Here is a 26,699-nt window from a genome sequence, read left to right as displayed (position 1 = left end):
GATTCATGGCGTTAAATGTCCACTAATTTGTCACTCGTTGCCATAGGGTTAATTCGCGGCTACACCTAGGATCTGTCCTCAAGATTCCGATCAGGGCGCGTCATGGACTTCATTCTGTATGCGGTGCCGTTTTTCTTTGTGCTGATTGCCGTCGAACTGCTGGCCGACCGTTGGCGCGGATTGAGCAATTATCGTGTGGCGGACGCGATCAACAGCATGAGCACCGGCGTGCTGTCGACCACCACCGGCCTGTTGACCAAAGGCGTCGGTCTGGTGACGTATGCGTTTGCCCTCAAGCACCTGGCGCTGCTCGAACTCTCGGCCGACAGCGTTTGGGTCTGGGTTTTCGCCTTTTTCCTCTACGACTTCTGCTACTACTGGCTGCATCGCATGGGCCATGAACGCAACATCCTCTGGGCGGCGCATTCGGTGCATCACCAGAGCGAGGACTACAACCTGTCCACGGCGCTGCGCCAGACCAGTACCGGCTTCCTGTTGAGCTGGATCTTCTACCTGCCGATGGCCGTGCTCGGCGTGCCGCTGCTGGTGTTCATCAGCGTCGCCTCGCTGAACTTGCTGTACCAATTCTGGGTGCATACCAAACACATTCCCAAGCTCGGCTGGTTCGAGTGGTTCTTTGTCACGCCGTCCAATCATCGGGCCCACCATGCACAGAACGCTCTCTACATGGATCGCAACTACGGCGGGGTGTTCATTATTTGGGACCGTCTATTTGGCTCGTTCCAGGAAGAGGACGATAACGAACCGGTGATTTTCGGTGTTACCACGCCGCTCGCGAGCTGGAATCCGGTGTGGGCGAACGTGCAGTTCTACGCGCAGCTGTGGGATGACGCGCGGCGTGCGCAAAGCAAATGGGACAAGCTGCGCATCTGGTTCATGCGCACCGGTTGGCGGCCGGCGGATGTGGCGGCCAAGTACCCGATGAACAAGCCAGACCTGAGTCAGTTCCGTAAGTTCGAGGTGCCGCTGGACGGGCGTCAGCAGCTTTACGTCGTGTTGCAGTTCTGCGTCTACATCGCGCTGGGCAGCTACTTGATGAACCTGGAGCAAAGTTTGCCAACCTCCGCGCTGGTACTCGGTTGGAGTGCCGTGGCGCTGGGTTTGTTTACGTTGGGCGTGGCCCTGGAGAATCGCCCGTGGGCGCTGAAGCTGGAGCTGCTGCGCCTGGCTTCGAATGTGCCGCTGGTGTGGCTGGCGCCGGTGTTTGGGCTGTGGCCGGCCAGCGCGGCAGGCTGGGTCGGCCTACTGAGTTACAGCCTGCTCAGTGGTATCGGTCTCTACTGTTGCAGAAACCGTTTCACTCGGCTGGCGTCTTAGTCTCGGCAGATTTGGCCAGTTCAGCCTGCTCGTCGGCGTAGATCTTCTTCGCCAGACGGGCGTTCTTGAGGCGTCGGCGCAACCACAGGAAAAAGCCCAGTATCAGCAGGGCGCCAAGCACCCACAGCTCGTACTTCTTGACGCTGCCGAGCATGCCTTCGAGCACCGCACCAAAGTGATAGGCGGCAGCAGCCAGCGCGGCGGCCCAGATCGCGGCACCAATCCCGTTGAGCAACAGATAGCGTCCCGGCGGATAGCCCGACAAGCCGATCGCTACCGGCATCACCGTGCGCAGGCCATAGACAAAGCGGAAGCTCAGTACCCAGATGTCCGGGTGCCTGCGGATGTGTTCCAGAGCCCGGTCACCCATCAATTGCCAGCGCGGTTTGCGTGCCAGCAACTTGCGGCCGTGCTTGCGCCCCAGGAAATACCACAGCTGATCACCGGCATAACTGCCGAGGAACGCCACGATCATGACCAATTTGAGGTCCATGTATCCGCGGAACGCGAGGAAGCCTGCGAGCACCAGAATGGTTTCGCCTTCGAAAAACGTGCCGAGAAAAAGGGCGAAGTAGCCGAATTCCTGAAGAAATTGTTGGAGCATTGTCTGGATGCTGGCGAAATGAACGCGCAGCCTAACCCTTCGGGAACATTCATGAAAGTGTCCAAATGTGTCTCGACGTGAACATTTCCTACAAGGACAATGGAATGCGGCTACCTGTCACAGGGGTGCACATAACTGTAATACGTTCGTCATAATGGCCACTTATAACTGTCACGCTCGCCCGCCAGCGCGGGCTCAGGAGTCTGCCGTGAGCTTTACCCCCGCCAACCGTTTGTTTCCTGCAACCCGCCTGCGTCGCAACCGCCGTGATGATTTCTCGCGTCGACTGGTCCGTGAAAACGTTCTGACCGTCGACGATCTGATCCTGCCGGTGTTCGTGCTGGACGGTGAAAACCGTCGCGAAGCGGTGGCGTCGATGCCAGGTGTCGAGCGCCTGACCATCGATCTGTTGCTTGAAGAAGCGGCCAAGTGGGTCGAACTGGGGATTCCGGCATTGGCGTTATTCCCGGTGACGCCGCCGGAGCTCAAGTCTCTGGACGCCGCCGAAGCCTGGAACCCCAACGGCATTGCCCAGCGCGCCACCCGCGCATTGCGGGCGCAGTTCCCTGAGCTGGGCGTGATCACCGATGTCGCCCTGGACCCGTTCACCACCCATGGTCAGGACGGTATTCTCGACGAAGAAGGCTACGTGCAGAACGACATCACCGTCGACGCACTGGTCAAGCAGGCGTTGTCCCACGCCGAAGCCGGCGCTCAGGTGGTGGCCCCGTCGGACATGATGGACGGCCGCATCCAGGCGATCCGCGAAGCGCTTGAACTGGCCGATCACGTCAACGTGCGGATCATGGCTTACTCGGCGAAGTACGCCAGCGCCTATTACGGCCCGTTCCGCGATGCGGTCGGTTCGGCGCTGAACCTGGGCAAGGCCAACAAGGCCTCCTATCAGATGGACCCGGCCAACAGCAACGAAGCCCTGCACGAAGTGGCGGCGGACTTGTCAGAAGGCGCGGACATGGTCATGGTCAAGCCAGGCATGCCGTATCTGGACATCCTCTACCGGGTCAAAGAAGAATTTAAAGTGCCGACCTTTGTTTATCAGGTCAGCGGTGAATATGCCATGCACATGGCGGCAATCCAGAATGGCTGGTTGAGCGAAGGGGTTATCCTCGAATCCCTGACCGCTTTTAAACGTGCAGGCGCTGATGGCATCCTGACTTACTTTGCCGTCCGTGCTGCTCAATTGTTACGAGAGCAAAAATAGCCCTCCCAGGAACATTCGATGAATACCGAAGGACTCACTGAAGTTGCCGTAAAAGATGCTCAACCTGTGGTGGAGCAAATCGCCGAAACCCCGCCGGAACTGGAGCCTGCTGCTCCCGCTGTGGTGGCCGAGCCCGCAATAGCGGCGCCAGCGATTGCCATTCCCGGCCTGGATGACAGCAGCTTGTACATCCATCGCGAGCTCTCGCAACTGCAGTTCAACATCCGCGTGCTGGAGCAGGCGCTGGATGAGTCCTACCCGTTGCTGGAGCGGCTGAAGTTTCTGCTGATCTTCTCCAGCAACCTGGACGAGTTCTTCGAGATTCGTGTAGCCGGTCTGAAGAAGCAGATCACCTTCGCCCGTGAACAGGCCGGCGCCGATGGCCTGCAACCGCACCAGGCCCTGGCCCGCATCAGCGAACTGGTGCACGGTCACGTCGACCGCCAGTACGCGATCCTAAACGACATTCTGTTGCCGGAGCTGGAAAAGCATCAGGTCCGCTTCATCCGCCGGCGTCACTGGACCACCAAGATCAAAACCTGGGTGCGCCGCTATTTCCGCGACGAGATCGCGCCGATCATTACCCCGATTGGCCTCGACCCGACGCACCCGTTCCCATTGCTGGTCAACAAGAGCCTGAACTTCATCGTCGAGCTCGAAGGTATCGACGCCTTCGGCCGCGATTCCGGTTTGGCGATCATTCCGGCGCCACGTCTGTTGCCGCGCGTCATCAAGTTGCCGGAAGAAGTGGGCGGCTCTGGCGACAACTATGTGTTCCTGTCGTCGATGATCCACGCTCACGCCGATGACTTGTTCCAGGGCATGAAGGTCAAGGGCTGCTACCAGTTCCGTCTGACCCGTAACGCCGACCTTTCCGTCGACACCGAAGATGTAGAAGACCTGGCCCGCGCCCTGCGCGGCGAGTTGTTCTCCCGTCGCTACGGTGACGCGGTGCGTCTGGAAGTGGCCGACACGTGCCCGAAACACCTGTCCGACTACTTGCTCAAGCAGTTCAACCTGCACGAAACCGAGCTGTATCAGGTCAACGGTCCGGTCAACCTGACTCGCCTGTTCAGCATCACCGGCCTGGACAGTCAGCGCGCGCTGCAATACATGCCGTTCACGCCGCAGATCCCGAAACTGCTGCAGAACAGCGAGAACATTTTCAGTGTGATCAGCAAGCAGGACATCCTGTTGCTGCACCCGTTCGAGTCATTCACCCCAGTGGTCGACCTGCTGCGCCAGGCTGCCAAGGACCCGCATGTATTGGCGGTCCGTCAGACCCTGTACCGCTCCGGCGCCAACTCGGAGATCGTTGATGCGCTGGTCGATGCTGCGCGTAACGGCAAGGAAGTCACCGCGGTGATCGAATTGCGCGCGCGGTTCGATGAAGAGTCCAACCTGCAACTGGCCAGCCGTCTGCAAGCGGCCGGTGCGGTGGTGATTTACGGCGTGGTCGGCTTCAAGACCCACGCCAAGATGATGCTGATCTTGCGTCGCGAGGCCGGCGAGATTGTCCGTTACGCCCACTTGGGGACCGGCAACTACCACGCGGCCAACGCCCGTCTGTACACCGACTACAGCCTGCTGACGTCCGACGATGCCTTGTGCGAAGACGTCGGCAAATTGTTCAGCCAGTTGATCGGCATGGGCAAAACCCTGCGCATGAAGAAGCTGCTGCACGCGCCGTTCACGCTGAAGAAGGGCATGCTCGACATGATTGCCCGGGAGACCCAGTTCGCCCTCGACGGCAAACCGGCGCACATCATCGCCAAGTTCAACTCGCTGACCGATCCGAAGATCATTCGCGCGCTGTACAAGGCCAGTCAGTCCGGGGTGCGTATCGATCTGGTGGTGCGCGGCATGTGCTGCCTGCGTCCGGGCATCGCCGGGGTTTCGCATAACATCCACGTGCGCTCGATCATCGGGCGTTTCCTGGAGCACACCCGGGTCTTCTACTTCCTCAATGGCGGCGAAGAGCAGATGTTCCTGTCCAGCGCCGACTGGATGGAGCGCAACCTCGACAAGCGCGTCGAGACTTGCTTCCCGGTCGAGGGCAAGAAGCTGATCTTGCGGGTCAAGAAAGAGCTGGAGCTTTATCTCACCGATAACACCCACAGCTGGAGCTTGCAGGCGGACGGCCGTTACATCCGCAACACGCCGACGGGTAACCAGAATCCGCGCAGCGCCCAGGCGACTTTGCTGGAGCGTTTGGGCAGTCCGATTCTGACGGTTCGTTAACGCGAATTATTTTGGGCAAAAAAAGGGCGATCCAGGTGGATCGCCCTTTTTTCTTTCAGAAGGTTTCAGCGAACGTTGAGCACGAAGCCGACGCGGGTCAGCCACTCCGCTTCCAGACCGAAGTCAGCCTGGGTCAGCTGGTTTTCGTCCAGCCAGTTTTCCGGGAACAACACATCCAGGCTGTCGCCATTGGCCTGCAGCACAACCTGAGGCATTTCCTGGGTGCCGCGGATGTGATGGAACAGAATCGCAAAGCGCAGCAACACGCACAGGCGAATCAGCTTGATGCCTTCATCGCCGAAGTCGGCAAACTTGTCCCGGGGGATATTGCGTCGGTGGCCACGCACCAATAGCGCGAGCATCAGTTGGTCTTCGCGGGAGAACCCGGCCAGGTCCGAGTGCTCGATCAGGTAAGCGCCATGCTTGTGGTAGTGATAGTGGGCGATGTCCAGGCCCACTTCATGGACCTTGGCGGCCCAGCCCAGCAGTTCGCGCCATACGCCGTCATCCAGATCCCAATCCTCAGCCACTTGATCGAAGGCATGCAACGCCTTGCGCTCAACCCGCGCCGCTTGTTCCAGATCGACGTGATAACGCTCCATCAACGAGCTGAGGGTGCGCTCACGGACGTCTTCGTGATGATGACGGCCCAACAGATCATAGAGCACGCCTTCGCGCAGGGCGCCTTCACAGTGGTCCATGCGTTGCAGTTCGAGTGCGTCGAAGATCGCTTCGAGAATCGCCAGGCCCGCAGGGAAGATCGCCCGGCGGTCAGGCTTGATGCCTTCGAAGTCGATCTTCTCGACGTCGCCGAGCTTGATCAGCTTGCGCTTGAGCCAGGCCAGGCCTTGGGCGTTAACCTCGCCCGTGCCATGACCGCCGGCCTTCAGCGCCAGGCCGATGGCGCGAATGGTGCCCGAGGAGCCGATGGCTTCATCCCAGGTCAGGCGATGCAGTGCGTGTTCGATGCTCATGATCTCCAGCCGCGCCGCCGTGTACGCCTGGGCGTAGCGGGCCGGGGTGATCTTGCCGTCCTTGAAATAGCGCTGGGTGTAGCTGACGCAGCCCATTTGCAGGCTTTCGCGCAGCAGTGGTTCAAAGCGCTGGCCGATGATGAATTCGGTACTGCCGCCGCCGATGTCGGCCACCAGGCGTTTGCCAGGAGTGTCGGCGAGGGTATGGGAAACGCCGAGGTAGATCAGACGCGCTTCTTCACGGCCGGAGATGACTTCCACCGGGTGGCCGAGAATTTCTTCGGCGCGGTGGATGAACTCGGCACGGTTACGGGCTTCACGCAGGGCGTTGGTGCCGACGATCCGCACGGCGCCGGGCGGCATACCGTTGATCAGTTGGGCAAAACGCTTCAGGCAATCAAGCCCGCGTTGCATGGATTCTTCACTGAGCTGGCGCTCATCGTCGATGCCGGCGGCCAGCTGAACCTTCTCCCCGAGTCGTTCGAGAATACGGATTTCGCCGTTCTGGGCCTTGGCCACGACCATGTGAAAGCTGTTGGAGCCCAGGTCGATTGCGGCGATCAGGGACAGATTCTTGGCTTGGGATTGCGGCATGGTCAGGGAGTCTCGGTCGATAACCTCGACATCGTGCCACGATCAAACGCTGCCGCCAACGCGCAGTGTTCAAAGCCTTGATCCAGCGCAGTCATGCAGGTGACCGCTGCGCGGTCAATCGCGAGCAGGCTCGCTCCCACAGGGTTTTGCGTTGCCGCCCATCCTGCGCACGACACAGAACTAATGTGGGAGCGAGCCTGCTCGCGATGGCGTCCTTCAGCCCGCCGCTTCAACTGTGCCAATGAAATTCGCCAACTCCGCGGTCTGCGGATTGGCAAACAACACTTTCGGATCCCCGACCTCATGCACCTTGCCCTGATGCATGAACACCAACTTATCCCCAACCTCCCGGGCAAAACGCATCTCATGGGTGACCATAATCAACGTCATCCCTTCCTTGGCCAGTTTCCGGACCACGCTCAGCACTTCGTTCACCAATTCCGGGTCCAGCGCCGAGGTAATCTCATCGCACAGCAAGACCTTCGGCGACATCGCCAGCGCCCGGGCAATCGCCACCCGCTGTTGCTGCCCGCCAGACAACCGATCCGGGAAGGCATCGAATTTTTCCCCCAGCCCGACCCGCTCCAGCATCTCCCGCGCCAGTTCCGCCGCTTTGGCTTTTGGCACTTTCTGCACCACTTGCGGCGCGAGCATCACGTTCTCGCCGACCGTCAGGTGCGGAAACAGGTTGAACTGTTGAAACACCATCCCGACTTTCTGTCGCAAGCTGCGCAGATCGGCACGGGCGGCGTCGAGGTATTCGCCGTCGACTTCAATCACGCCGTCGTTGATCGATTCCAGGCCATTGAGGGTGCGCAGTAACGTGGATTTTCCCGAGCCGCTGCGGCCGATGATCGCCACGACCTGGCCTTCCTCGACACTCAGGTCGATGCCTCTGAGTACATGGTGGTCACCGTAATATTTATGCAGGGCCGAAATTCTAAGCAGAGGCATGCAGTCTCCTTTCCAGGTAGCGCGCACTGAGGGACAAGGGGTAGCAGAGCAGGAAGTAACCGAGGGCCACGAGGCCGTAGACCATGAACGGTTCGAAGGTCGCGTTGGCGAGCATGCCGCCGGTCTTGGTCAATTCGGTGAAGCCGATGATCGAGGTGACGGCGGTGCCTTTGACCACCTGCACCGAGAAGCCCACGGTCGGTGCCACGGCGATCCGCAGCGCTTGCGGCAGGATCACGTAGCGCAGTTGCTCCAGAGGATTGAGAGCCAGGCTTGATGACGCTTCCCACTGGCCGTTGGGGATCGATTCGACGCAACCACGCCAGATCTCCGCCAGGTAGGCGCTGGTGAACAGCGTCAGGGCAATGGCCGCGGCCATCCACGGCGAAATCTCCACCCCGGCCAACGCCACACCGAAGAACACCAGAAACAGCTGCATCAACAGCGGCGTGCCCTGGAACAGTTCGATATAGGTGCGGGCGAAGCTGCGGGGCAGGGATTGTTTCGAGATGCGCATGACCATGATCAGCAAGCCGATCAGTCCGCCACCGATAAATGCCAGCAGCGACAGCGCCAGGGTCCATTGCAGGCCTGTGAGCAGGTTGCGTACGACGTCCCAGAACGTGAAATCGCTCATTGGCTGGTCCTTGCGCTGCTTCTTGCTATAAACCGGCGGCCGATCCAGTTCAGTAACTGGCGGATCATTAGCGCCATGCACAGGTAGAGCAGCGTGGTCAGGGCGTAGGTTTCAAAGGCGCGGAAGTTGCGCGACTGAATGAAGTTGGCGGCGAAGCTCAGCTCTTCGGTGGCGATTTGCGAGCAGACCGCCGAACCCAGCATCACGATGATGATCTGGCTGCTCAGCGCCGGCCAGACCTTGCCCAGCGCCGGCAGCAGCACCACGTGGCGAAAGGCTTCGAAACGCGTCATTGCCAGCGCCGCTGCGGCTTCAAGCTGTCCTCGAGGGATTGCTTGAATGCCGGCGCGGATGATCTCGGTGGAATAGGCGCCCAGGTTGATCACCATCGCCAGCACCGCCGCCTGCCATTCCGAAATCTGCACATCCAGTGACGGCAGGCCGAAGAAGATGAAAAACAACTGCACCAGAAACGGCGTGTTGCGGATCAACTCGACGTAGACCCCGAAAATGCTGGCGAACGGGCGGATGTTCCACGCTCGCACCAGCGCTCCGACGATGCCTAGACCCACCCCGAGCACAGCGCCGATGGCTGTCAGTTCAAGGGTGAACAGCGCACCGCGCAGCAGCAGGTCTGTGTTTTGCACCACCGGTATGAAACCGAACTGATAAGCCATGTTTAGGCTCCTTGTTTGAACGGCGTCGCGCGACGATCAGAGATCAGCCGGCAGCGGCTCTTTGAGCCAGGTTCGGGAGTTCTTTTCCAGCGCGCCGTCGGTCTTGGCGGTGGCGAGGATCTGGTTGACCTTGTCCAGCAGCGCCGGCTCGTTTTTGTTCACGCCGACGTAGACCGGCGAATCCTTGAGCTTCACTTTCAGCGCCGGAATACGCTTCGGGTTGCGCTCGCTGATGGTCACCATCACCACGTTGCCGCTGGCGATCAGGTCGACTTGCCCGGCGAGGTAAGCGGCGATGGTCGAGTTGTTGTCTTCGAAGCGCTTGATGGTCACGCCTTCGGGCGCGACTTTCGTCAGCTCAATGTCTTCGATGGCACCACGGGTGACGCTGATGGTTTTGCCCTTGAGGTCGTCCAGGCCTTTGATGCTCGCATCTGGCGGGCCGAACACTGCCAGGTAGAACGGCGCGTAGGCACGGGAGAAGTCGATAACCTTCTCGCGCTCGGGGTTCTTGCCGAGGCTGGAGATCACCAGATCGACCTTGCCGGTGGTCAGGAACGGAATGCGGTTGGTGCTATTGACCGGCGTCAGCTCGAGTTTGACCTTGAGTTGGTCGGCCAGCAGCTTGGCGGTGTCGATATCGAGGCCGCGCGGCTTCATGTCCGGGCCGACCGAACCGAAGGGCGGGAAGTCTTGAGGCACGGCAACCTTGAGGACGCCGCGCTTGACCACATCCTCCAGACCGTCGGCGTGGGCGGGCGCCTGGCTCAGCATCAGGCTGGCAAACAGTGCTTTGATCAGGGCGCTGTAACGCTGGGTCATGGCAAATCTCCGAATCGGCGAGAAGTGAATTCTGCGGATCGACAGAGCATGGGCCGTGCCAATATCGGGTTGTGGAGGCGCAAGGCCACGGTTTTGCTGGTGTCTCTCGGTCTTACTGGTCTGAACAGTTGGGCGGCGTTTCGCACCCCGATAGCGCATCCATAAAAATCTCCGAACCCCCATGGGGCACGTCTTGCCGGGCGTCGCGAATAGCTTTACAACTAACCGCTCATTGGCCTGGTTCGTCTGAAAAACCATGAACTCGATCTTTCGCGCCGTACCTGAAGTGGCGCTGCAAGCCATCCGTAAACTGATCACCGAGCAAGGTTTCGGGCCGGGCGATGCCTTGCCCTCGCAACGGGATTTGGCGGTGCAATTGGGGGTCAGTCGGGCGTCGCTACGCGAAGCGTTGTCGTCATTGAGTGCGTTGGGGGTGATCAGCATCCAGCCGGGCAAAGGCGTGTTCGTGCAGTCACCGGTTGATTTGCCGCGAGGTGATGCGGCGCTGAGTTGGCCATTTGCGGCACAAGCCTCGCCGCTGGACATCTTTCAGTTGCGCTATGCCCTGGAAGGCTTTGCGGCCGGTTTGGCGGCGGTGACCCTGAGTACTCACGAGCTCGATGCACTGGAAGATAACGTCGCCGCCATGCGCATCGAATTGAAGGCCGGCGACTTCGAGGCCGCGGCGAGACTGGATTTCGAGTTTCACCGGCGCATCCTGCTGGCGAGCGGCAATCAGGCGATGCTGAGCATTCTGACGGCCAGCGCTGACATCTTTCTAGAGAGCCAGAAACTACCGTTCATCCGGGCAGAGCGGGCCATGGAAACTTGGCAGGAACACCGCAAAATCCTCCGCGCACTGGCCCGGCGGGCGTCCGGGGCAGCGCAGAAGGCCATGCACGAACACGTGCGTAATGCGGCACTGCGCACCGGAATTGCCTTCGTCGCTCCCGCCACCTCGTGACTTGGTCTATACCCAAACTCATGCGGCACCATAGCGAGACTCAATCATCTGCACCTTCCTGAACGAGGGAAGGGCGGCTATGATGGGCCACGTTTTTTTGCTTACAACCTGGAGACTTCCATGAGCAGCGATCTTATTAAACACGTCACCGACGCTAGCTTCGACGTCGACGTCCTCAAGGCCGAAGGCGCTGTACTGGTCGACTACTGGGCTGAATGGTGCGGCCCTTGCAAAATGATCGCTCCTGTTCTGGACGAAATTGCTGAAACCTACAAAGGCAAGCTGACCGTTGCCAAACTGAACATCGACGAGAACCAGGAAACCCCGGCCAAGCACGGCGTGCGTGGTATCCCGACTCTGATGCTGTTCAAGAACGGCAACGTTGAAGCGACCAAGGTCGGCGCACTGTCGAAGTCGCAACTGGCTGCTTTCCTCGACGCCAACATCTAAGCGTCGTTTAAAGCGTCATCAAAAAGGCCCCGCACATCGCGGGGCCTTTTCGTTATTGAGGGCTAGACGCTCCGAAACTCAGGTGGTACATTCGGCCCCGCACTGGTTTCTCCAATGCCCCCTGCTAGCCGTCGCCGACGCACTCCTTTTCGAATAAGTACGCGATCCTGTCGCCTTCTCTGCGGCGCGGCCTCATTAAGCCAAAAGCTTAATTTCCCCCCCTCCATAAATGATTACGTCATTCCTATATGAATCTGACTGAACTCAAGCAAAAGCCGATTACCGAACTGCTCGAATTGGCCGAACAGATGGGCATAGAAAATATGGCCCGTTCGCGCAAGCAGGACGTGATTTTCTCCCTGCTCAAAAAGCACGCTAAAAGCGGCGAGGAAATCTCCGGTGATGGCGTGCTGGAGATTCTCCAGGACGGCTTCGGCTTCCTTCGCTCCGCTGACGCTTCCTATCTCGCCGGCCCAGACGATATCTACGTCTCGCCGAGTCAGATCCGTCGCTTCAACTTGCGCACCGGTGACACCATCGTTGGCAAGATCCGTCCTCCAAAGGAAGGCGAGCGTTATTTCGCGCTGCTCAAGGTCGACACGATCAACTACGATCGTCCTGAGAACGCGAAAAACAAGATTCTCTTCGAGAACCTGACCCCGCTGTTCCCGACCGTGCGCATGAAGATGGAAGCCGGCAACGGTTCCACCGAAGACTTGACCGGTCGTGTCATCGACCTGTGCGCCCCGATCGGTAAAGGCCAGCGCGGTCTGATCGTTGCACCGCCGAAAGCCGGTAAAACCATCATGCTGCAGAACATCGCAGCGAACATCGCTCGTAATAACCCAGAAGTTCATCTGATCGTTTTGCTGATCGACGAACGTCCGGAAGAAGTAACCGAAATGCAGCGCACCGTGCGCGGCGAAGTGGTTGCCTCGACGTTCGACGAGCCGCCAACCCGCCACGTGCAGGTTGCCGAAATGGTGATCGAGAAGGCCAAGCGCCTGGTCGAACACAAGAAGGACGTGGTGATCCTGCTCGACTCCATCACCCGTCTGGCTCGCGCCTACAACACCGTGATCCCGAGCTCCGGCAAAGTACTCACCGGTGGTGTCGATGCTCACGCCCTGGAGAAACCGAAACGTTTCTTCGGCGCCGCGCGGAACATCGAAGAAGGCGGTTCGCTGACCATCATCGCCACCGCGCTGGTTGAAACCGGCTCGAAGATGGACGAAGTGATCTACGAAGAATTCAAAGGCACGGGCAACATGGAACTGCCGCTGGATCGCCGCATCGCTGAAAAACGTGTCTTCCCGGCCATCAACATCAACCGTTCCGGCACCCGCCGCGAAGAGTTGCTGACAGCCGACGACGAGTTGCAACGCATGTGGATTCTTCGCAAGCTGCTGCACCCGATGGACGAAATCGCTGCCATCGAGTTCCTGGTCGACAAGCTGAAAACGACCAAGACCAACGATGAGTTCTTCCTGTCGATGAAACGCAAGTAAGTCGATAGGCTAGCAAAAGCCGGGGAAACCCGGCTTTTTGCTATCTGATTTTTGATCAATGGCAGTTCGTGGTTCTGAATAGAGGGGTTCGGCGCTAAACTGCCACCCCCGAACGGCACGGCCAAAACGAGGCTCACGCATGCAGTATCGCGACTTGCGCGACTTTATCAGCGGTCTGGAAAAGCGCGGCGAACTCAAGCGCATCCAGGTTCCGGTGTCCCCAGTGCTCGAAATGACCGAGGTCTGCGACCGCACCCTGCGTGCCAAAGGTCCGGCCCTGCTTTTCGAGAAGCCCACGGGTTATGACATTCCCGTGCTCGGCAACCTGTTCGGCACCCCTGAGCGCGTGGCGCTGGGCATGGGCGCAGAGGCGGTCAGCGAATTGCGCGAGATCGGCAAGCTGCTGGCGTTCCTCAAGGAACCCGAGCCGCCGAAAGGCCTGAAGGATGCCTGGTCCAAGCTGCCGATCTTCCGCAAGATCATCGCCATGGCTCCGAAGGTGGTCAAAGACGCAGTGTGTCAGGAAGTGGTCATCGAAGGCGACGACGTCGACCTCGCGATGCTGCCGGTGCAGACCTGCTGGCCGGGCGACGTCGGCCCGCTGATCACCTGGGGCCTGACCGTCACCAAAGGTCCGAACAAGGATCGCCAGAACCTCGGCATTTACCGTCAGCAAGTGATTGGCCGCAACAAGGTCATCATGCGCTGGCTCAGTCACCGTGGCGGCGCGCTGGATTACCGCGAGTGGTGCGAGAAGCATCCTGGACAGCCGTTCCCGGTGTCCGTGGCGCTGGGCGCTGACCCAGCGACCATTCTCGGCGCGGTGACGCCAGTGCCGGACAGCCTTTCCGAATATGCTTTCGCCGGCTTGTTGCGCGGCAACCGCACCGAACTGGTGAAGTGCCGTGGCAACGACTTGCAAGTCCCGGCCACTGCCGAGATCATCCTTGAAGGCGTGATCCATCCGGGCGAAATGGCCGATGAAGGCCCGTACGGCGACCACACCGGCTACTACAACGAAGTCGACAGCTTCCCGGTGTTCACCGTCGAGCGCATCACCCACCGCATCAAACCGATCTACCACAGCACTTACACCGGCCGTCCACCGGATGAGCCGGCGATTCTCGGCGTGGCGCTGAACGAAGTGTTCGTGCCGATCCTGCAGAAGCAGTTCCCTGAGATCACCGACTTCTACCTGCCGCCCGAAGGCTGCTCGTACCGCATGGCCATCGTGACCATGAAGAAGTCGTATCCCGGCCATGCCAAGCGGGTAATGCTCGGTGTCTGGTCGTTTTTGCGACAGTTCATGTACACCAAGTTCGTTATCGTCACTGATGACGACATCAACGCACGCGACTGGAACGACGTGATCTGGGCCATCACCACGCGCATGGACCCCAAGCGCGACACGGTGATGATCGACAACACGCCGATCGACTACCTTGACTTCGCCTCGCCGGTTTCCGGCCTGGGTTCGAAGATGGGGCTCGATGCCACGCATAAATGGCCGGGCGAAACCACTCGCGAGTGGGGCCGGGTGATCGTCAAGGACGAAGCCGTTACCCAGCGGATCGATGCCATCTGGAATCAGTTAGGAATAGATTGATGCGTGTAACCTTGCAGCCCTCCGGAGCAGTGCTACAGATTCTGCCCGGCGAGCGGATTCTCGATGGCGCGCGGCGTCTGGGCTATGAATGCCCGCAAAGCTGTCGAAACGGCAATTGCCATGTGTGCGCCGCACTGCTGGTGGAAGGGCGGATCGAACAGGAAGGCGGTGTGCGCGACCATGGCGAGTTCTACACTTGCATTGCAGAGCCGCTGGAAGACTGCATCGTGCTGTGGGATGGCGTGCTTGCGCTGGGAGAATTGCCGGTGCGCAGCTTGTCGTGTCAGGTCATTGAATGCAGGGACGTCGGCGGCGATACCTGGCGTGTGCGTCTGCGAGCGCCGGCCGGCAAGCCACCGCGTTATCACGCCGGTCAGTACTTGATGATCGAGCGCGAGAACGGTGAGAAATCCGCGTTCTCCCTCGCCTCGGCGCCACATGGCGGGCGTGATCTGGAAATCCATGTGCTGGCGCGCGAAAGCAGTGCGCTGAGCCTGATCGACCAGTTGCAACGCAACCCGATGGTGCGGATCGAAATGCCGTTCGGCGACACCCATCTGGCGGAACTGCCGGAGGGTCCGCTGGTGCTGATCGCTGCGGGCACCGGCATGGGCCAGATCCATAGCCTGATCGAACATTGCCGTGCCGCGGGCTTCAAACATCCGGTGCACCTGTATTGGGGCGTGCGTCGTCCTGAAGATTTTTATGCCATCGAACATTGGGATGAATGGCTGAAACTGCCCAATCTATTCCTGCATAAAGTCGTCAGCGATCAATGCGGCTGGCAGGGGCGCTGCGGGATGTTGCATGAGGCGGTGTGTGAGGACTTCCCGGATCTGAAACCCTTGCATGTCTACGCTAGCGGCTCTCCGGCCATGGTCTACGGCACGCTGGATGCTTTGGTTGAGGCGGGGATGGACGCTCATCAAATGCGTGCGGATGTATTTGCATACGCGCCTCGATCTTGATCCGCGATCTTAATCGTTATAACTCTCTATATAGCCGATCGGTATTTATAAAATCTTATAAATGCCGGTAGGTTATATGTCATCCAGGCAAATATTTAAGAACTGTGCCATGGCACTTAAATTGCCTTAAAACATATGTGCCTTATTGTTACAGCGGTGCGTTCTATTAAGTAATTCTTCACCCGCGGGGAGCTGAACGCTGATCGCCATGAGCGCCATCGAATCTGCTTTTTTGAATCTGGCTTACCCTCCGCGGCTCGATCTGGGGCCGCAGCTCACGCACGAACAATTACTCAGCTCGATGCAGTCGACGATGGCGCGCCACAAGGGCGGGCCGGTGTGGCTGTTCGCTTACGGCTCGCTGATCTGGCGTCCCGAATGCGCAGCAGTGGAGCGAGTGCGCGGTCGTGTGCATGGCTACCATCGCGGTTTGTATTTGTGGTCCCACGAACATCGCGGCACGCCCGAAGTGCCTGGGCTGGTATTTGGCCTGGATCGCGGTGGTTCTTGCAGCGGCTTCGCCTATCGCTTGCCTGAAGAACAACTTGAAGCGTCTCTTTACGCACTTTGGCAGCGCGAAATGCCATTCCCGTCCTACCGTCCACACTGGCTCAACTGCCGTCTTGAAGACGGAAGTCAGGTTCAGGCGTTGGGGTTTGTATTGGAGCGGCATCTGCCCAGCTATGCGGGCAACTTGCCGGATCACGTGCTGAGCCACGTGTTCGAAAACGCTTGCGGGCGTTACGGCACGACTCGCGATTATGTCGAGCAGACCGCCCACGCCCTGCGTAGCCACGCCATGCCAGACCGGAATCTGGAGGCGCGGCTCAAGCGCTGCAAATCAAAGGCCGATCAGGCGATTGCTTCGCGGCTCTGACTGGCGACTTGTTTGTGCCACAGCGTCGGCGCAAGGAAGGCCATCGCCAGTAAGCATGCGCCGATCAGCAGCACGAAACCGCCGTCCCAGCCGAAGTGGTCCACGGTGTAGCCCATCGCTGCACTGGCCGCGACCGAACCACCCAGATAACCGAACAGGCCCGTGAAGCCCGCTGCCGTACCGGCGGCTTTCTTCGGTGCCAATTCCAGTGCTTGCAGGCCGATCAGCATCACCGGGCCGTAAATCAGGAAGCCGATCGAGACGAGCGCGATCATGTCGACTGTCGGGTTGCCCGCCGGGTTGAGCCAGTACACCAGGGTCGCAACAGTCACCAATGCCATGAACACCATGCCGGTCAGGCCACGGTTGCCACGGAAGATCTTGTCCGACATCCAGCCGCACAACAGCGTGCCCGGAATACCTGCCCATTCGTAGAAGAAGTAGGCCCACGAGGTTTTATCCACGGTGAAGCCCTTGGCTTCCTTGAGGTAGGTCGGTGCCCAGTCCAGCACGCCGTAGCGCAACAGGTAGACGAAGACGTTGGCCAGGGCGATGTACCAGAGCATTTTGTTGCGTAGCACGTATTTGACGAAGATTTCCTTGGCGCTGAATTCTTCTTCGTGGCTGGCGTCGTAGCCTTCCGGGTAATCGTTCTTGTACTTCTCGATGGGCGGCAGGCCCACCGATTGCGGGGTGTCGCGCATGGTGACGAAGGCAAATACCGCCACCGCCATGGCGACCGCCGCCGGCACGTAAAACGCTGCGTGCCAGTCATTGAACAGGCCCATGCCGAGCAGGAACAGCGGGCCGATCAGGCCGCCACCGACGTTATGCGCCACGTTCCACAAGGACACTACGCCACCGCGTTCCTTCTGCGACCACCAGTGCACCATCGTCCGCCCACTCGGCGGCCAGCCCATGCCCTGGGCCCAGCCATTGATAAAGAGCAGGATGAACATGATGGTCACGCTGGACGTCGCCCAGGGCGCGAAACCGAAAATGAACATCACACCGGCCGATACCAACAGGCCGAAGGGCAGGAAGAAACGCGGATTGGAACGGTCGGACACGATGCCCATCAGGAACTTGGACAGGCCGTAGGAAATGGCAATGGCCGACAGCGCCAGGCCCAGCTCACCGCGGGTATAGCCCTCTTCGATCAGATAGGGCATGGCCAGGGAAAAGTTTTTGCGCAGCAGGTAATAGCCGGCGTAGCCGATAAAAATCCCGGCGAAGATCTGCCAGCGAAGGCGTCGGTAGGTGTTGTCTATTTTTTCTTCAGGCAATGGAGCCTGATGTGCGGCAGGACGAAAGAAAGCAAACATTCAAGAGCTCCAGATTTCTTGTTTTGACTGCGGATGCGAATGTTACAGTTTCGTTACCGAAAATAGCACCGCTTCGCATCGGCCAAATAGAGGAAATTCTGGAGATTGCATGTTCTTTTATGAACATGTCGCTCAGGTATAAATGTAGGGCGTTGTGGGAAACGTTACTTGCAGGTCTACGTGCCGCATTTCGGTCCAGGGTAGGACGAGGCTTTGGGAAATGTCCTTCGCATGAATGGGAAGTCGTGGCGTTCTGTTCCCAGTCGTCGAGTCTTAACCTTTACGCAGCTGCCAGCTCTGGCATTTCAGTTGCGGGGTTGCTTTAGTCCTGGACAAAAAAAGCGGTCTGAACAACTTCATTCGAAGTCCAGACCGCTGCATTGGGCTCAGCGAATCTGAACCACCACTTTCCCAACCGCCTTGCGCTGGCCAAGATCATTGATCGCCTGCGCCGCATTGCTCAGTGGATATACCTGCGACACCAACGGCTTCAACTTGCCCTCGGCAAACCAGCCAAACAATTGCTGGAAGTTCGCCGCGTTGTCTTGAGGCTGGCGCTGGGCAAACGAGCCCCAGAACACACCCACCACCGCTGCACCTTTGAGTAGCGCAAGATTGACCGGCAATTCAGGGATGCGTCCGCTGGCGAAACCGACCACCAGCAGACGGCCGTTCCACGCAATGGCGCGGATGGCCTGGTCGAACAGGTCGCCGCCCACCGGGTCGTAGATCACGTCGGCGCCCTGGCCATCGGTCAGGCGTTTGATTTCGTCCTTGAGGCTGGTTTCGCTGTAGTTAATCAGCTCATCGGCACCGGCAGCTTTGGCCACTGCGAGTTTTTCGGCACTGCTGGCGGCGGCGATCACGCGGGCGCCCATGGCTTTGCCGATTTCCACGGCGGCCAGACCGACACCGCCGGAAGCGCCGAGTACCAGCAAGGTTTCACCCGGTTGCAGGTTGCCCCGTTGCTTGAGCGCGTGCATCGAAGTGCCGTAAGTCATGCTGAACGCGGCGGCGGTGTTGAAGTCCATCGATGGCGGGATGGGCAGCACGTTGTAGCCCGGCACCGCGACCTGTTCGGCGAAACTGCCCCAGCCAGTCAGCGCCATGACCCGATCACCAACCTTGAGGTGGCTGACCTTTTCGCCTACTTCGCTGACCACGCCAGCCGCTTCGCCGCCCGGGGAAAACGGGAAGGGCGGCTTGAACTGATATTTGCCCTCGATGATCAGCGTGTCCGGGAAATTCACCCCGGCGGCGTGCACGTCCAGCAGGATTTCATTCTTCTTCGCGACAGGACTGGCGACGTCTTCCAGCACCAGCGATTCGGCAGGGCCGAAGGCTTTGCACAGCACGGCTTTCATCAGGGCTATTCCTTTGGGAGTGATGGCCGATAAGTGTAGGTGTGTGAGTCGATGGGTCAACGAGCATGCCCGGCCCTGATAGTCAGCCATAAGCTTGTGCTTGAGCGGCGGGTCGTTATGCTAGGCCGCAAACCGGATAAGGAGCGAATTGTGAAAGCGTGGATCATGTTGTTGCTGGCCCTGTCTCTGCCTGTGGCAGCGATGGCCGAAGAAGCCAAAGAAGGTGCAGCTCCGAAGGTCAATTACATCACCCTGAGCCCGCCGTTCGTGGGCAACTACGGGCTGGACGGGACGTCGAAGCTGAAGGTCTACAAGGCCGATGTGGCATTGCGAGTGACCGGTGATGAGGCGACCAAACTGGTGAAAGCCAATGAGCCGTTGATTCGTAATCAACTGGTGGCGTTGTTTGCCCAGCAGACCACTGAAGCGATGAACAACGTCGAGGCCAAGGAAAAGCTGCGGCAGGAAGCCCTGAAGCAGACCCAGCAAATCATGAACGACGAAACCGGCAACCCGGTGGTTGAGGATCTGTTGTTCAACAACCTCATTATCCAGTAAGTTTTTCGCTGTCCGGGCGGGCCTCTTCGCGAGCAAGCCCGCTCCCACAGGGGATCTTCAGTGAATGCAGAACCATTGTGGGAGCGGGCTTGCTCGCGAAGGCATTCATGCAGTCACTGCATGGCTTAAGCCCGTAATGCAATCACCGCCACCCACTGCTCGGCCGTCACCGGCATCACCGACAGTCGCGAGCCTTTCTGCACCAGCGGCATCTCGGCCAGCGCCGCCTGCTGTTTCAGGTAATCCAGCTTAAGCACGTTGGGAAACGTCTCGACATGCGCGACATCGATCGCGCTCCAGGCGTTTTTCTCTGCCGTGGCCTTCGGATCGTAGTAATGACTCTCCGGCTCCAGCGCCGTCGGGTCCGGATACGCGGCTTCGACGATCTTTCCGATCCCGGCGATCCCCGGTTCGGGGCAGCTGGAGTGATAGAAGAAAAACTCGTCGCCCACGGCCATGGCCCGCAGAAAATTACGCGCCTGGTAATTGCGAACCCCGTCCCAGCGCGCGTTGCCAAGCGTCTCCAGGCCCTTGATCGAGAGCTCGTCGGGCTCGGATTTCATCAGCCAATAAGCCATGGTTTTTGCTCCTTGCGAGGTGAGTGGGCAAGTTGTCGGGGAATTTTATGACAAACCGACGGTCGGTTGACGCCAGCGTTTGCGTGTCGGTTCACGTTGTCGCAAAATGCCGGCCTTCTAAGCTTGACGCTGCTGCACGGCCTACACCTACAACGGAAACCGCTGCTGTCATCGTGTTGATGTGCCTTTGGGGGGCAATCGATGAAACGCAAACCGGATTTACTATGGATTTTGGTTATTTTGTTCGGCCTCGGCGTCGTGACAACTGGCTATGCCCAAAGCCTGTGGAGCAACAAGACTGACGCTCCGATCGAAATCGCGCAGCAACAGCAACAGCAACAGCAACAGCAGCCTTCGGCCTTAAAGCGCTGAATCTCTTCGGACGCCGCTGATTTCAGTGGCGTCTAGCCGGCGAAATACCGCGCTTTGTCTGTCACCGTTCCCTGTAACGGCACATCCCAGCTCGCTTGAGCCAATCGCTCGACCTTCTGACATTCATGGGCCAGCCCCAATAGCGTCGGCTTGCGCCAGTTTTTACGTCGTGCCAGGTACGCCAGGCTTCGATCATAGAAACCACCTCCCATGCCTAGGCGTCCGCCGACATCGTCAAACCCTACCAATGGCAACAACACCAGATCGAGCGCCCAGACTTTGCGTTGCCGGGCGAGGTTGTGCCGGGGTTCGAGAATACGAAAGCGGTTGGGTTTGAGTTTTTCGCCGGGGCGAATTCGCTGGAACACCATTTTGGTTCGTGGCCAGGCGCTGAGCACCGGCAGATAAGTCGCCTTGCCCCGACGTTGAGCGGCACGCAGCAAAACACGCGGGTCGATTTCACCGTCAGTGGGCAGATACAAAGAGATATGTTTTGCGCGGCGAAACAGCGGCTGCTGGGCCAATTGTTTGTACAGCCCGCGAGCAGCCTGGCGTTGCTGACTGGGTGTCAGTGCGCGGCGGGCCTTGCGCAGCATGCGTCGAAGTTGCGGGCGGGGCAGCAGCGCAGGTTCGGTCATGAATTCGGGCTTCGGCAGTGCGGGTACATAAAGCGTACCCGTAAAAAAGCCGATGCCGGTATTTAAACCGGCATCGGACTGGAATCAGGCTCCCCGGATGTACCGCTGTCGACTTAGCCCTTGAACCCGAAAGTTCAAGGTGGAAGATGCAGTAGGCTTTAAGGCTTTCCGTCTAGCGGACATGCACACCAGCCCAACGTGCAACCTCCAGGGTATAGCAAATCGGCTCAGGGACATCGCCAACTGGCAAGCACCCCAGGGAGTGTTGCGAGTATACCCCAAGCTGTTTCGTGTTTCAGCCCTTGGTGACGTCCGGATCGGTGGCGAGCACCAGATCGACGCGGTCCAGCAGGTCGCGAACCTGCTCACGGGTCGATCCGCTGGCCTGCACATCCGGGCGTTCTTCCTTGTGCAGAAGATCGTGGGTGATGTTCAGGGCGGCCATCACGGCGATGCGATCGGCGCCGATGACTTTGCCGCTGCTGCGGATTTCGCGCATTTTGCCGTCCAGGTAACGGGCGGCGCTCACCAGATTGCTGCGCTCTTCCTGCGGGCAGATGATCGAATACTCTTTATCGAGGATCTGCACGGTAACGCTATTGCTTGAACTCATGAGTCTTGCTCCAGGGCCTTGAGGCGCGAAATCATTGATTCGACCTTACGCCGGGCGATTTCGTTCTTTTCAATGAGGTGAGCGCGTTCCTCGCGCCAGGTCTTTTCCTGAGCTAATAGGAGTCCGTTTTGACTCTTTAGTTGCTCGACGCGAGTAATTAGCAGTTCGAGTCTGGCCATTAGCGCTTGCAGGTCGGTGTCTTCCATTGGGTCCACTGAAATTGTGTCAGATGGGTGATAGCTGGCGGACAGCCTTTAATAGTCTTGGCGAGTCTGTCGATGTAGGATACAAGGCCTTCATTCTAGACATAGCGCCGTCTGGCGCCTAGCTGCCCATGCCCATTCAGAATTCCCCGTACCAAGCCTTCGCCACACTGCTGACTTCCAGCGGTCATAATGTCTCGCCTGCCGAACTGCATGGCCTGCTGCTCGGCCGCAGTTGCGCCGGTGCCGGTTTCGATGCCGAAGGCTGGCTGGTCGATGCCGCCGAGCTGCTCGAAAGCGAGCCGCAGGATAATGTCCGCAACGCCTTGATCGGCTTGCAGGAGATGGTCAAGGGCGAGCTCACCGGCGACGATGTGACCGTCGTTCTGCTGCTGCCGACCGATGACGAACCACTGGCCGACCGCGCCGCCGCACTGGGCCAATGGTGCCAGGGTTTCCTCAGCGGTTTTGGCCTGAACTGCCGTGACAGCAGCATGCTGAGCACCGAGGCCACCGAAGTACTTCAGGACCTGGCGGCTATTTCACAGGTGCAAGACGCCCTGGAAGAGTCCGACGACGGCGAAAGCGACTACATGGAAGTGATGGAGTACCTGCGCGTCGCGCCGCTGCTGCTGTTCACCGAAAACAAAAAGCCGGACGCGCCGGCTGCCGCCAAACCGTCGTTGCATTAATCGCGTGCCAGGGAAAGCCATCTGCCCATGATTCATATCCCGAAATCGGAATACAGCCGTCGCCGCAAGGCCCTGATGGCGCAGATGGAACCCAACAGCATCGCCATCCTGCCCGCCGCCGCCGTTGCGATCCGCAACCGCGACGTCGAGCACGTCTACCGTCAGGACAGCGACTTCCAGTACCTCAGCGGTTTTCCCGAGCCTTCGGCGGTCATCGTTTTGATACCTGGGCGTTTACATGGCGAATACATATTGTTCTGCCGTGAACGCAATGCCGAACGAGAGTTGTGGGACGGCCTGCGCGCCGGGCAGGAAGGCGCGATTCGCGACTTTGGCGCCGACGACGCCTTCCCCATCACCGACATCGACGACATCCTGCCGGGCCTGATTGAAGGTCGCGACCGGGTGTATTCGGCCATGGGCAGCAACCCGGAATTCGACCGGCACCTGATGGACTGGATCAACGTGATCCGCTCTAAAGCGCACCTCGGCGCCCAGCCGCCGAACGAATTCGTTGCCCTGGATCACCTGCTTCACGACATGCGCCTGTATAAATCGGCGGCAGAAGTGAAGGTGATGCGCGAAGCCGCACGGATTTCCGCCCAGGCACACATCCGCGCGATGCAGGCCAGTCGTGTGGGGCTGCATGAGTTCAGCCTCGAAGCCGAACTCGACTACGAGTTCCGCAAGGGCGGGGCGAAAATGCCGGCCTACGGTTCGATCGTCGCCGCTGGACGCAACAGCTGCATCCTGCATTACCAGCAGAATGACGCGGTGCTCAAGGACGGCGATCTGGTGCTGATCGATGCCGGTTGCGAGATCGACTGCTACGCCAGCGACATCACCCGCACCTGGCCGGTCAACGGTAAGTATTCAGCGGAACAGAAGGCAATCTACGAGTTGGTGCTGGCGTCGCAAGAAGCTGCGTTTGCGGAAATCGCCCCGAACAAACACTGGAATCAAGCCCACGAAGCCACAGTTCGGGTGATTACTGCCGGTCTGGTGAAGTTGGGCCTGTTGCAGGGCGACGTCGACGAGTTGATCGCCAGCGAAGCCTATAAAGCGTTTTACATGCACCGCGCCGGCCACTGGCTGGGCATGGATGTGCATGATGTCGGCGAATACAAGGTCGGCGGTGAATGGCGTGTATTGGAAGTCGGCATGGCGCTGACCGTGGAGCCGGGCATCTACATTGCCCCGGACAACCAGAACGTGGCGAAGAAATGGCGCGGCATTGGCGTGCGCATCGAGGACGACGTGGTGGTCACCAAAACCGGCTGTGAAATCCTGACCAAAGGCGTACCGAAAACGGTCGCCGAGATCGAGGCCTTGATGGCCGCCGCGCGGGCACAAGCGGCATGAGTCGAGTCAATCTGGCAATCATCGGTGGTGGTCTGGTCGGCGCCAGCCTGGCGTTGGCATTGCAGGCCGGAGCCAAGGCTCGTGGCTGGAAGATCGTGCTGATCGAACCGTTTGCCCCGGGTGACACTTATCAGCCGAGCTACGATGCCCGTTCTTCGGCGTTGTCCTACGGCGCCAAGCAGATTTATCAACGGTTGGGCGTGTGGCAGGAAATCTCCCGTCGCGCCGAGCCGATCAAGCAAATTCATGTGTCCGACCGTGGGCGTTTTTCCACGGCACGGTTGTCGGCGATGGAAGAGGGCGTTCCGGCGCTGGGCTATGTGGTGGAAAACGCCTGGCTCGGCCAATGCCTCTGGCAAGGTCTGGACAAGGACGTGATCAGCTGGCGTTGCCCGGCGGAAGTCACGCGAATGGAGCCAATGACCGGCGGCTATCGCCTGACCCTCAACGACGAAACCACTCTGGAATGCGATCTTGCGGTGCTGGCTGATGGCGGCCGTTCCGGCCTGCGCGAGCAACTGGGGATCGGCATCAAAAAGCGTCCGTACAACCAGAGCGCGTTGATTGCCAACATCACGCCGAGTGAAGCGCACAACGGCATGGCCTTCGAGCGTTTCACCGATGACGGGCCGATGGCGTTGTTGCCGTTGCCGGAAAACCGCTGCGCACTGGTGTGGACCCGTCTGGGGATGGATGCGCAACGGCTGGCGAACCTCGATGAAAAGAGCTTCCTTAGTGAGTTGCAAGGCGTGTTCGGTTATCGCCTCGGCACTTTGAAGCAGGTTGGCGCGCGGCATTTGTACCCGCTGACATTGATCGAGGCCGAAGAGCAGGTGCGTCCGCATCTGGCGATTCTCGGCAATGCTGCCCACAGCCTGCACCCGATTGCAGGGCAAGGTTTCAACTTGTCCTTGCGTGATGCTCAAGCTTTGGCCGATGCGTTGTTGACCAGCGAAACATCTCCCGGCGATTTTGCGACCTTGCAGGCTTACCGCGAGCGTCAGCGTCTGGATCAGAACCTGACCGTGGGCTTCTCCGATCAGGTCACCCGTTTGTTCGGCAGCACTCAACCGCTGGTTTCCCTCGGCCGTAACATCGGTCTGCTCGGTCTCGATCTGCTGCCGCCGGCCAAACGCTGGTTCGCCCGGCAGGCCATGGGTTTGGGTACGCGTCCCGATGCTTAAGTGGCTGACCAACAAGTTCGGCAAAGCGCGGTTGATGTGTTGGGTGATGAGCTTCTATTCGCCGTACCTCGGCGCCGACACTTTGGTGGCGCGGGTCGGGAAAACCCTTTATATGCGGCTCAAGCCGCAAGCGAGACAGGCTTAAAGCATGGAAATGCGCGCAGATCTGCTGATTGTCGGGGCCGGAATGGTCGGTAGCACCCTGGCGCTGGCGTTGCAGGACAGCGGGCTGGAAGTCCTGCTGCTGGACGGCAGCCCGATGAGCGTCAAACCCTTCGACGAGCAATCGCCGTTCGAACCGCGAGTGAGCGCCTTGTCGACGGCCAGCCATAGGATTCTCGAACGCCTCGGTGTCTGGGACGGTATCGCCAACCGGCGCAGCAGCCCGTATACCGACATGCACGTCTGGGACGGCAGCGGCACCGGGCAAATCCATTTTTCGGCGACCAGTGTGCATGCTGAAGTGCTGGGGCATATCGTCGAGAACCGCGTGGTTCAGGATGCCTTGCTCGACCGTTTGCATGACTGTGATCTGGGAATGCTGGCCAACGCGCGCCTGGAGCAAATGCGTCGCTCCGGCGACGATTGGCTGCTGACCCTGGCCGATGGGCGCACGCTACGCGCACCGCTGGTGATTGCGGCGGATGGCGCCAACTCCGCAGTGCGGCGACTGACCGGTGTGGCGACTCGCGAGTGGGATTATCTGCACCATGCGATCGTCACCAGCGTGCGCAGCTCCAAACCTCATCAACTGACCGCCTGGCAGCGTTTCACCGACAACGGTCCATTGGCGTTTCTGCCGCTGGAGCGTGATGGTCAGCAGGATTGGTGTTCGATCGTCTGGTCGACCACCCCGAGCGAAGCCGAACGCCTGATGGCGCTGGACGACGAAGGTTTCTGCAAAGCGCTGGAGCGGGCCTTCGAAGGCCGACTGGGCACAGTGATCAGCGCAGACCCGCGTCTGTGCGTACCGCTGCGGCAGCGTCATGCCAAGCGTTATGTGGCTGAAGGTTTGGCGTTGATCGGTGATGCAGCGCACACCATTCACCCATTGGCCGGGCAGGGCGTGAACCTTGGTTTTCTCGATGCGGCCGTGCTGGCCGAAGTGCTGTTGCAAGCGGCCGTGCGTGGCGAGCGTCTGGCGGATGTGAAAGTGCTCAGCCGTTACGAACGTCGGCGCATGCCCCACAACCTGGCATTGATGGCGGCGATGGAAGGCTTCGAACGCCTGTTCCAGGCTGATCCGTTGCCGATTCGCTGGTTGCGTAATGCCGGGTTGAAGATGGTCGACCAGATGCCCGAAGCCAAGGCGCTATTCGTGCGCGAAGCACTGGGATTGACCGGGGATCTACCGGCACTCGCCAAGGCCTGACT

28 protein-coding genes and 1 other RNA gene are annotated in these 26,699 nt (G+C 59.4%); 16 read left to right on the top strand and 13 right to left on the bottom strand.

Translation table 11 applies throughout. The annotated features are described in order from the left end of the window. The first annotated feature begins 102 nt into the window (after positions 1-102). The gene (locus tag QFX16_RS28050) at positions 103-1,338 is read left to right on the top strand and encodes a sterol desaturase family protein (RefSeq protein WP_283182135.1); all 1,236 of its coding nucleotides are present in this window, start codon (positions 103-105) and stop codon (positions 1,336-1,338) included. Here QFX16_RS28050 and QFX16_RS28045 read toward each other — a convergent pair. After that, entirely contained in the window at positions 1,319-1,942 is a 624-nt protein-coding gene (locus QFX16_RS28045; protein ID WP_283182134.1) for a DedA family protein, read from the bottom strand. The genes QFX16_RS28050 and QFX16_RS28045 overlap by 20 nt on opposite strands. Before the next feature lie 208 nt (positions 1,943-2,150). Here QFX16_RS28045 and hemB point away from each other — a divergent pair, with 208 nt between their 5' ends. Together hemB and ppk1 are read left to right on the top strand one after the other, a co-directional pair. After that, positions 2,151-3,164, top strand: coding sequence for a porphobilinogen synthase (hemB, locus tag QFX16_RS28040; RefSeq protein ID WP_008150323.1), 1,014 nt, complete (start codon positions 2,151-2,153; stop codon positions 3,162-3,164). 18 nt (positions 3,165-3,182) lie between these two features. Next, positions 3,183-5,405 carry a polyphosphate kinase 1 gene (gene ppk1, locus QFX16_RS28035; RefSeq protein ID WP_283182133.1) on the top strand — a complete coding sequence of 741 codons (2,223 nt, stop codon included), beginning with the start codon at positions 3,183-3,185 and terminating at the stop codon, positions 5,403-5,405. Positions 5,406-5,470: 65 nt separating this feature from the next. On the opposite strand, the gene ppx is transcribed toward ppk1, so the two are convergent. The 5 genes from ppx to QFX16_RS28010 all read right to left on the bottom strand — a co-directional run bounded on the left by ppx (position 5,471) and on the right by QFX16_RS28010 (position 10,063). Beyond that, positions 5,471-6,973 carry an exopolyphosphatase gene (gene ppx, locus QFX16_RS28030; RefSeq protein WP_283182132.1) on the bottom strand — a complete coding sequence of 501 codons (1,503 nt, stop codon included), beginning with the start codon at positions 6,971-6,973 and terminating at the stop codon, positions 5,471-5,473. 216 nt (positions 6,974-7,189) lie between these two features. Next, on the bottom strand, positions 7,190-7,927 hold the full coding sequence (locus QFX16_RS28025) for an amino acid ABC transporter ATP-binding protein (RefSeq protein ID WP_283182131.1): 738 nt from the start codon (positions 7,925-7,927) through the stop codon (positions 7,190-7,192). Further along, a complete protein-coding gene (locus QFX16_RS28020; protein WP_283182130.1) occupies positions 7,914-8,564 on the bottom strand; it encodes an amino acid ABC transporter permease in 651 nt (216 codons plus the stop codon). The genes QFX16_RS28025 and QFX16_RS28020 overlap by 14 nt, the downstream gene beginning before the upstream one ends. Next, entirely contained in the window at positions 8,561-9,241 is a 681-nt protein-coding gene (locus tag QFX16_RS28015) for an amino acid ABC transporter permease (RefSeq protein WP_283182129.1), read from the bottom strand. Before QFX16_RS28015 ends, QFX16_RS28020 begins: the two co-directional genes overlap by 4 nt. 36 nt (positions 9,242-9,277) lie before the next feature. Further along, positions 9,278-10,063: a transporter substrate-binding domain-containing protein gene (locus QFX16_RS28010; RefSeq protein ID WP_283182128.1), complete on the bottom strand. Its 786-nt coding sequence runs from the start codon at positions 10,061-10,063 to the stop codon at positions 9,278-9,280. A gap of 256 nt (positions 10,064-10,319) precedes the next feature. Here QFX16_RS28010 and QFX16_RS28005 point away from each other — a divergent pair, with 256 nt between their 5' ends. The 6 genes from QFX16_RS28005 to QFX16_RS27980 all read left to right on the top strand — a co-directional run bounded on the left by QFX16_RS28005 (position 10,320) and on the right by QFX16_RS27980 (position 16,436). After that, positions 10,320-11,027 (top strand): FadR/GntR family transcriptional regulator, encoded by a 708-nt coding sequence (locus QFX16_RS28005; RefSeq protein WP_283182127.1) that lies wholly within the window; start codon positions 10,320-10,322, stop codon positions 11,025-11,027. Between the two features lie 120 nt (positions 11,028-11,147). Next, positions 11,148-11,477 (top strand): thioredoxin TrxA, encoded by a 330-nt coding sequence (gene trxA, locus QFX16_RS28000; protein WP_008150340.1) that lies wholly within the window; start codon positions 11,148-11,150, stop codon positions 11,475-11,477. 248 nt (positions 11,478-11,725) lie between these two features. After that, positions 11,726-12,985: a transcription termination factor Rho gene (rho, locus tag QFX16_RS27995; RefSeq protein WP_007942421.1), complete on the top strand. Its 1,260-nt coding sequence runs from the start codon at positions 11,726-11,728 to the stop codon at positions 12,983-12,985. A 139-nt stretch (positions 12,986-13,124) separates the two neighbouring features. Then, positions 13,125-14,591 (top strand): 4-hydroxy-3-polyprenylbenzoate decarboxylase, encoded by a 1,467-nt coding sequence (ubiD, locus tag QFX16_RS27990; RefSeq protein ID WP_056738783.1) that lies wholly within the window; start codon positions 13,125-13,127, stop codon positions 14,589-14,591. Then, a complete protein-coding gene (locus tag QFX16_RS27985; RefSeq protein WP_283182126.1) occupies positions 14,591-15,559 on the top strand; it encodes a CDP-6-deoxy-delta-3,4-glucoseen reductase in 969 nt (322 codons plus the stop codon). Before ubiD ends, QFX16_RS27985 begins: the two co-directional genes overlap by 1 nt. A 208-nt stretch (positions 15,560-15,767) precedes the next feature. Beyond that, the gene (locus QFX16_RS27980; RefSeq protein ID WP_129440131.1) at positions 15,768-16,436 is read left to right on the top strand and encodes a gamma-glutamylcyclotransferase; all 669 of its coding nucleotides are present in this window, start codon (positions 15,768-15,770) and stop codon (positions 16,434-16,436) included. On the opposite strand, the gene glpT is transcribed toward QFX16_RS27980, so the two are convergent. Next, positions 16,412-17,761: a glycerol-3-phosphate transporter gene (glpT, locus tag QFX16_RS27975; protein WP_283182125.1), complete on the bottom strand. Its 1,350-nt coding sequence runs from the start codon at positions 17,759-17,761 to the stop codon at positions 16,412-16,414. The genes QFX16_RS27980 and glpT overlap by 25 nt on opposite strands. A gap of 386 nt (positions 17,762-18,147) precedes the next feature. Further along, positions 18,148-19,125, bottom strand: a complete 978-nt coding sequence (locus QFX16_RS27970) for an NADPH:quinone oxidoreductase family protein (protein WP_283182124.1) — start codon at positions 19,123-19,125, stop codon at positions 18,148-18,150. 150 nt (positions 19,126-19,275) lie between these two features. On the opposite strand from QFX16_RS27970, the gene QFX16_RS27965 reads away from it, so the two are divergent. Then, on the top strand, positions 19,276-19,683 hold the full coding sequence (locus tag QFX16_RS27965; RefSeq protein WP_283182123.1) for a flagellar basal body-associated protein FliL: 408 nt from the start codon (positions 19,276-19,278) through the stop codon (positions 19,681-19,683). Positions 19,684-19,808: 125 nt separating this feature from the next. Here QFX16_RS27965 and QFX16_RS27960 read toward each other — a convergent pair whose 3' ends face one another. After that, complete coding sequence (locus QFX16_RS27960; RefSeq protein ID WP_283182122.1) at positions 19,809-20,261, bottom strand: EVE domain-containing protein; 453 nt, start codon at positions 20,259-20,261, stop codon at positions 19,809-19,811. A 201-nt stretch (positions 20,262-20,462) separates the two neighbouring features. Here QFX16_RS27960 and QFX16_RS27955 point away from each other — a divergent pair, with 201 nt between their 5' ends. Further along, the gene (locus QFX16_RS27955) at positions 20,463-20,633 is read left to right on the top strand and encodes a hypothetical protein (RefSeq protein WP_283182121.1); all 171 of its coding nucleotides are present in this window, start codon (positions 20,463-20,465) and stop codon (positions 20,631-20,633) included. Between the two features lie 32 nt (positions 20,634-20,665). Here the strand turns inward: QFX16_RS27955 and QFX16_RS27950 are convergent, their stop codons facing one another. From QFX16_RS27950 to QFX16_RS27935, 4 genes are all read right to left on the bottom strand, one after another. Continuing rightward, a complete protein-coding gene (locus QFX16_RS27950; protein WP_140675317.1) occupies positions 20,666-21,271 on the bottom strand; it encodes a 5-formyltetrahydrofolate cyclo-ligase in 606 nt (201 codons plus the stop codon). Positions 21,272-21,357: 86 nt separating this feature from the next. Continuing rightward, positions 21,358-21,536: non-coding RNA, 6S RNA (ssrS, locus tag QFX16_RS27945), on the bottom strand. Between the two features lie 30 nt (positions 21,537-21,566). Next, positions 21,567-21,884, bottom strand: coding sequence for a cell division protein ZapA (locus QFX16_RS27940; RefSeq protein ID WP_007942435.1), 318 nt, complete (start codon positions 21,882-21,884; stop codon positions 21,567-21,569). Continuing rightward, entirely contained in the window at positions 21,881-22,090 is a 210-nt protein-coding gene (locus QFX16_RS27935) for a TIGR02449 family protein (RefSeq protein WP_007982902.1), read from the bottom strand. Before QFX16_RS27935 ends, QFX16_RS27940 begins: the two co-directional genes overlap by 4 nt. A 128-nt stretch (positions 22,091-22,218) precedes the next feature. On the opposite strand from QFX16_RS27935, the gene QFX16_RS27930 reads away from it, so the two are divergent. From QFX16_RS27930 to QFX16_RS27910, 5 genes are read left to right on the top strand one after another with little or no spacing between them, the layout of a single operon-like run. Beyond that, positions 22,219-22,779 (top strand): YecA/YgfB family protein, encoded by a 561-nt coding sequence (locus QFX16_RS27930; RefSeq protein WP_283182120.1) that lies wholly within the window; start codon positions 22,219-22,221, stop codon positions 22,777-22,779. Between the two features lie 27 nt (positions 22,780-22,806). Further along, complete coding sequence (pepP, locus tag QFX16_RS27925; RefSeq protein WP_283182119.1) at positions 22,807-24,141, top strand: Xaa-Pro aminopeptidase; 1,335 nt, start codon at positions 22,807-22,809, stop codon at positions 24,139-24,141. Then, positions 24,138-25,325 (top strand): 2-octaprenyl-6-methoxyphenyl hydroxylase, encoded by a 1,188-nt coding sequence (ubiH, locus tag QFX16_RS27920; RefSeq protein ID WP_283182118.1) that lies wholly within the window; start codon positions 24,138-24,140, stop codon positions 25,323-25,325. Before pepP ends, ubiH begins: the two co-directional genes overlap by 4 nt. Then, positions 25,318-25,470 (top strand): hypothetical protein, encoded by a 153-nt coding sequence (locus QFX16_RS27915; protein WP_283182117.1) that lies wholly within the window; start codon positions 25,318-25,320, stop codon positions 25,468-25,470. Before ubiH ends, QFX16_RS27915 begins: the two co-directional genes overlap by 8 nt. A 9-nt stretch (positions 25,471-25,479) precedes the next feature. After that, a complete protein-coding gene (locus QFX16_RS27910) occupies positions 25,480-26,697 on the top strand; it encodes a 2-octaprenyl-3-methyl-6-methoxy-1,4-benzoquinol hydroxylase (RefSeq protein ID WP_283184649.1) in 1,218 nt (405 codons plus the stop codon). Positions 26,698-26,699 lie beyond the last annotated feature (2 nt).

The organism is Pseudomonas svalbardensis (genome assembly GCF_030053115.1).
Lineage (GTDB): Bacteria > Pseudomonadota > Gammaproteobacteria > Pseudomonadales > Pseudomonadaceae > Aquipseudomonas > Aquipseudomonas svalbardensis.
Note: the sequence above shows the minus strand (reverse complement) of the source record. Positions and strands in the feature narration are given on the sequence as shown.

Bases quoted from the DNA above. Each gene is read 5' to 3' on its own strand.
- QFX16_RS27930 (WP_283182120.1), top strand. From the start codon at position 22,219: ATGCCCATTCAGAATTCCCCGTACCAAGCCTTCGCCACACTGCTGACT.
- QFX16_RS28005 (WP_283182127.1), top strand. From the start codon at position 10,320: ATGAACTCGATCTTTCGCGCCGTACCTGAAGTGGCGCTGCAAGCCATC.
- trxA (WP_008150340.1), top strand. From the start codon at position 11,148: ATGAGCAGCGATCTTATTAAACACGTCACCGACGCTAGCTTCGACGTC.
- QFX16_RS27985 (WP_283182126.1), top strand. From the start codon at position 14,591: ATGCGTGTAACCTTGCAGCCCTCCGGAGCAGTGCTACAGATTCTGCCC.
- QFX16_RS28020 (WP_283182130.1), bottom strand. From the start codon at position 8,564: ATGAGCGATTTCACGTTCTGGGACGTCGTACGCAACCTGCTCACAGGC.
- ppk1 (WP_283182133.1), top strand. From the start codon at position 3,183: ATGAATACCGAAGGACTCACTGAAGTTGCCGTAAAAGATGCTCAACCT.
- QFX16_RS27980 (WP_129440131.1), top strand. From the start codon at position 15,768: ATGAGCGCCATCGAATCTGCTTTTTTGAATCTGGCTTACCCTCCGCGG.
- pepP (WP_283182119.1), top strand. From the start codon at position 22,807: ATGATTCATATCCCGAAATCGGAATACAGCCGTCGCCGCAAGGCCCTG.
- QFX16_RS27955 (WP_283182121.1), top strand. From the start codon at position 20,463: ATGAAACGCAAACCGGATTTACTATGGATTTTGGTTATTTTGTTCGGC.
- rho (WP_007942421.1), top strand. From the start codon at position 11,726: ATGAATCTGACTGAACTCAAGCAAAAGCCGATTACCGAACTGCTCGAA.
- QFX16_RS28025 (WP_283182131.1), bottom strand. From the start codon at position 7,927: ATGCCTCTGCTTAGAATTTCGGCCCTGCATAAATATTACGGTGACCAC.
- QFX16_RS28010 (WP_283182128.1), bottom strand. From the start codon at position 10,063: ATGACCCAGCGTTACAGCGCCCTGATCAAAGCACTGTTTGCCAGCCTG.
- ubiD (WP_056738783.1), top strand. From the start codon at position 13,125: ATGCAGTATCGCGACTTGCGCGACTTTATCAGCGGTCTGGAAAAGCGC.
- QFX16_RS27960 (WP_283182122.1), bottom strand. From the start codon at position 20,261: ATGGCTTATTGGCTGATGAAATCCGAGCCCGACGAGCTCTCGATCAAG.
- QFX16_RS28015 (WP_283182129.1), bottom strand. From the start codon at position 9,241: ATGGCTTATCAGTTCGGTTTCATACCGGTGGTGCAAAACACAGACCTG.
- QFX16_RS28045 (WP_283182134.1), bottom strand. From the start codon at position 1,942: ATGCTCCAACAATTTCTTCAGGAATTCGGCTACTTCGCCCTTTTTCTC.
- QFX16_RS27935 (WP_007982902.1), bottom strand. From the start codon at position 22,090: ATGGAAGACACCGACCTGCAAGCGCTAATGGCCAGACTCGAACTGCTA.
- glpT (WP_283182125.1), bottom strand. From the start codon at position 17,761: ATGTTTGCTTTCTTTCGTCCTGCCGCACATCAGGCTCCATTGCCTGAA.
- QFX16_RS27970 (WP_283182124.1), bottom strand. From the start codon at position 19,125: ATGAAAGCCGTGCTGTGCAAAGCCTTCGGCCCTGCCGAATCGCTGGTG.
- QFX16_RS27915 (WP_283182117.1), top strand. From the start codon at position 25,318: ATGCTTAAGTGGCTGACCAACAAGTTCGGCAAAGCGCGGTTGATGTGT.
- ubiH (WP_283182118.1), top strand. From the start codon at position 24,138: ATGAGTCGAGTCAATCTGGCAATCATCGGTGGTGGTCTGGTCGGCGCC.
- QFX16_RS27940 (WP_007942435.1), bottom strand. From the start codon at position 21,884: ATGAGTTCAAGCAATAGCGTTACCGTGCAGATCCTCGATAAAGAGTAT.
- QFX16_RS28050 (WP_283182135.1), top strand. From the start codon at position 103: ATGGACTTCATTCTGTATGCGGTGCCGTTTTTCTTTGTGCTGATTGCC.
- QFX16_RS27950 (WP_140675317.1), bottom strand. From the start codon at position 21,271: ATGACCGAACCTGCGCTGCTGCCCCGCCCGCAACTTCGACGCATGCTG.
- ppx (WP_283182132.1), bottom strand. From the start codon at position 6,973: ATGCCGCAATCCCAAGCCAAGAATCTGTCCCTGATCGCCGCAATCGAC.
- QFX16_RS27910 (WP_283184649.1), top strand. From the start codon at position 25,480: ATGCGCGCAGATCTGCTGATTGTCGGGGCCGGAATGGTCGGTAGCACC.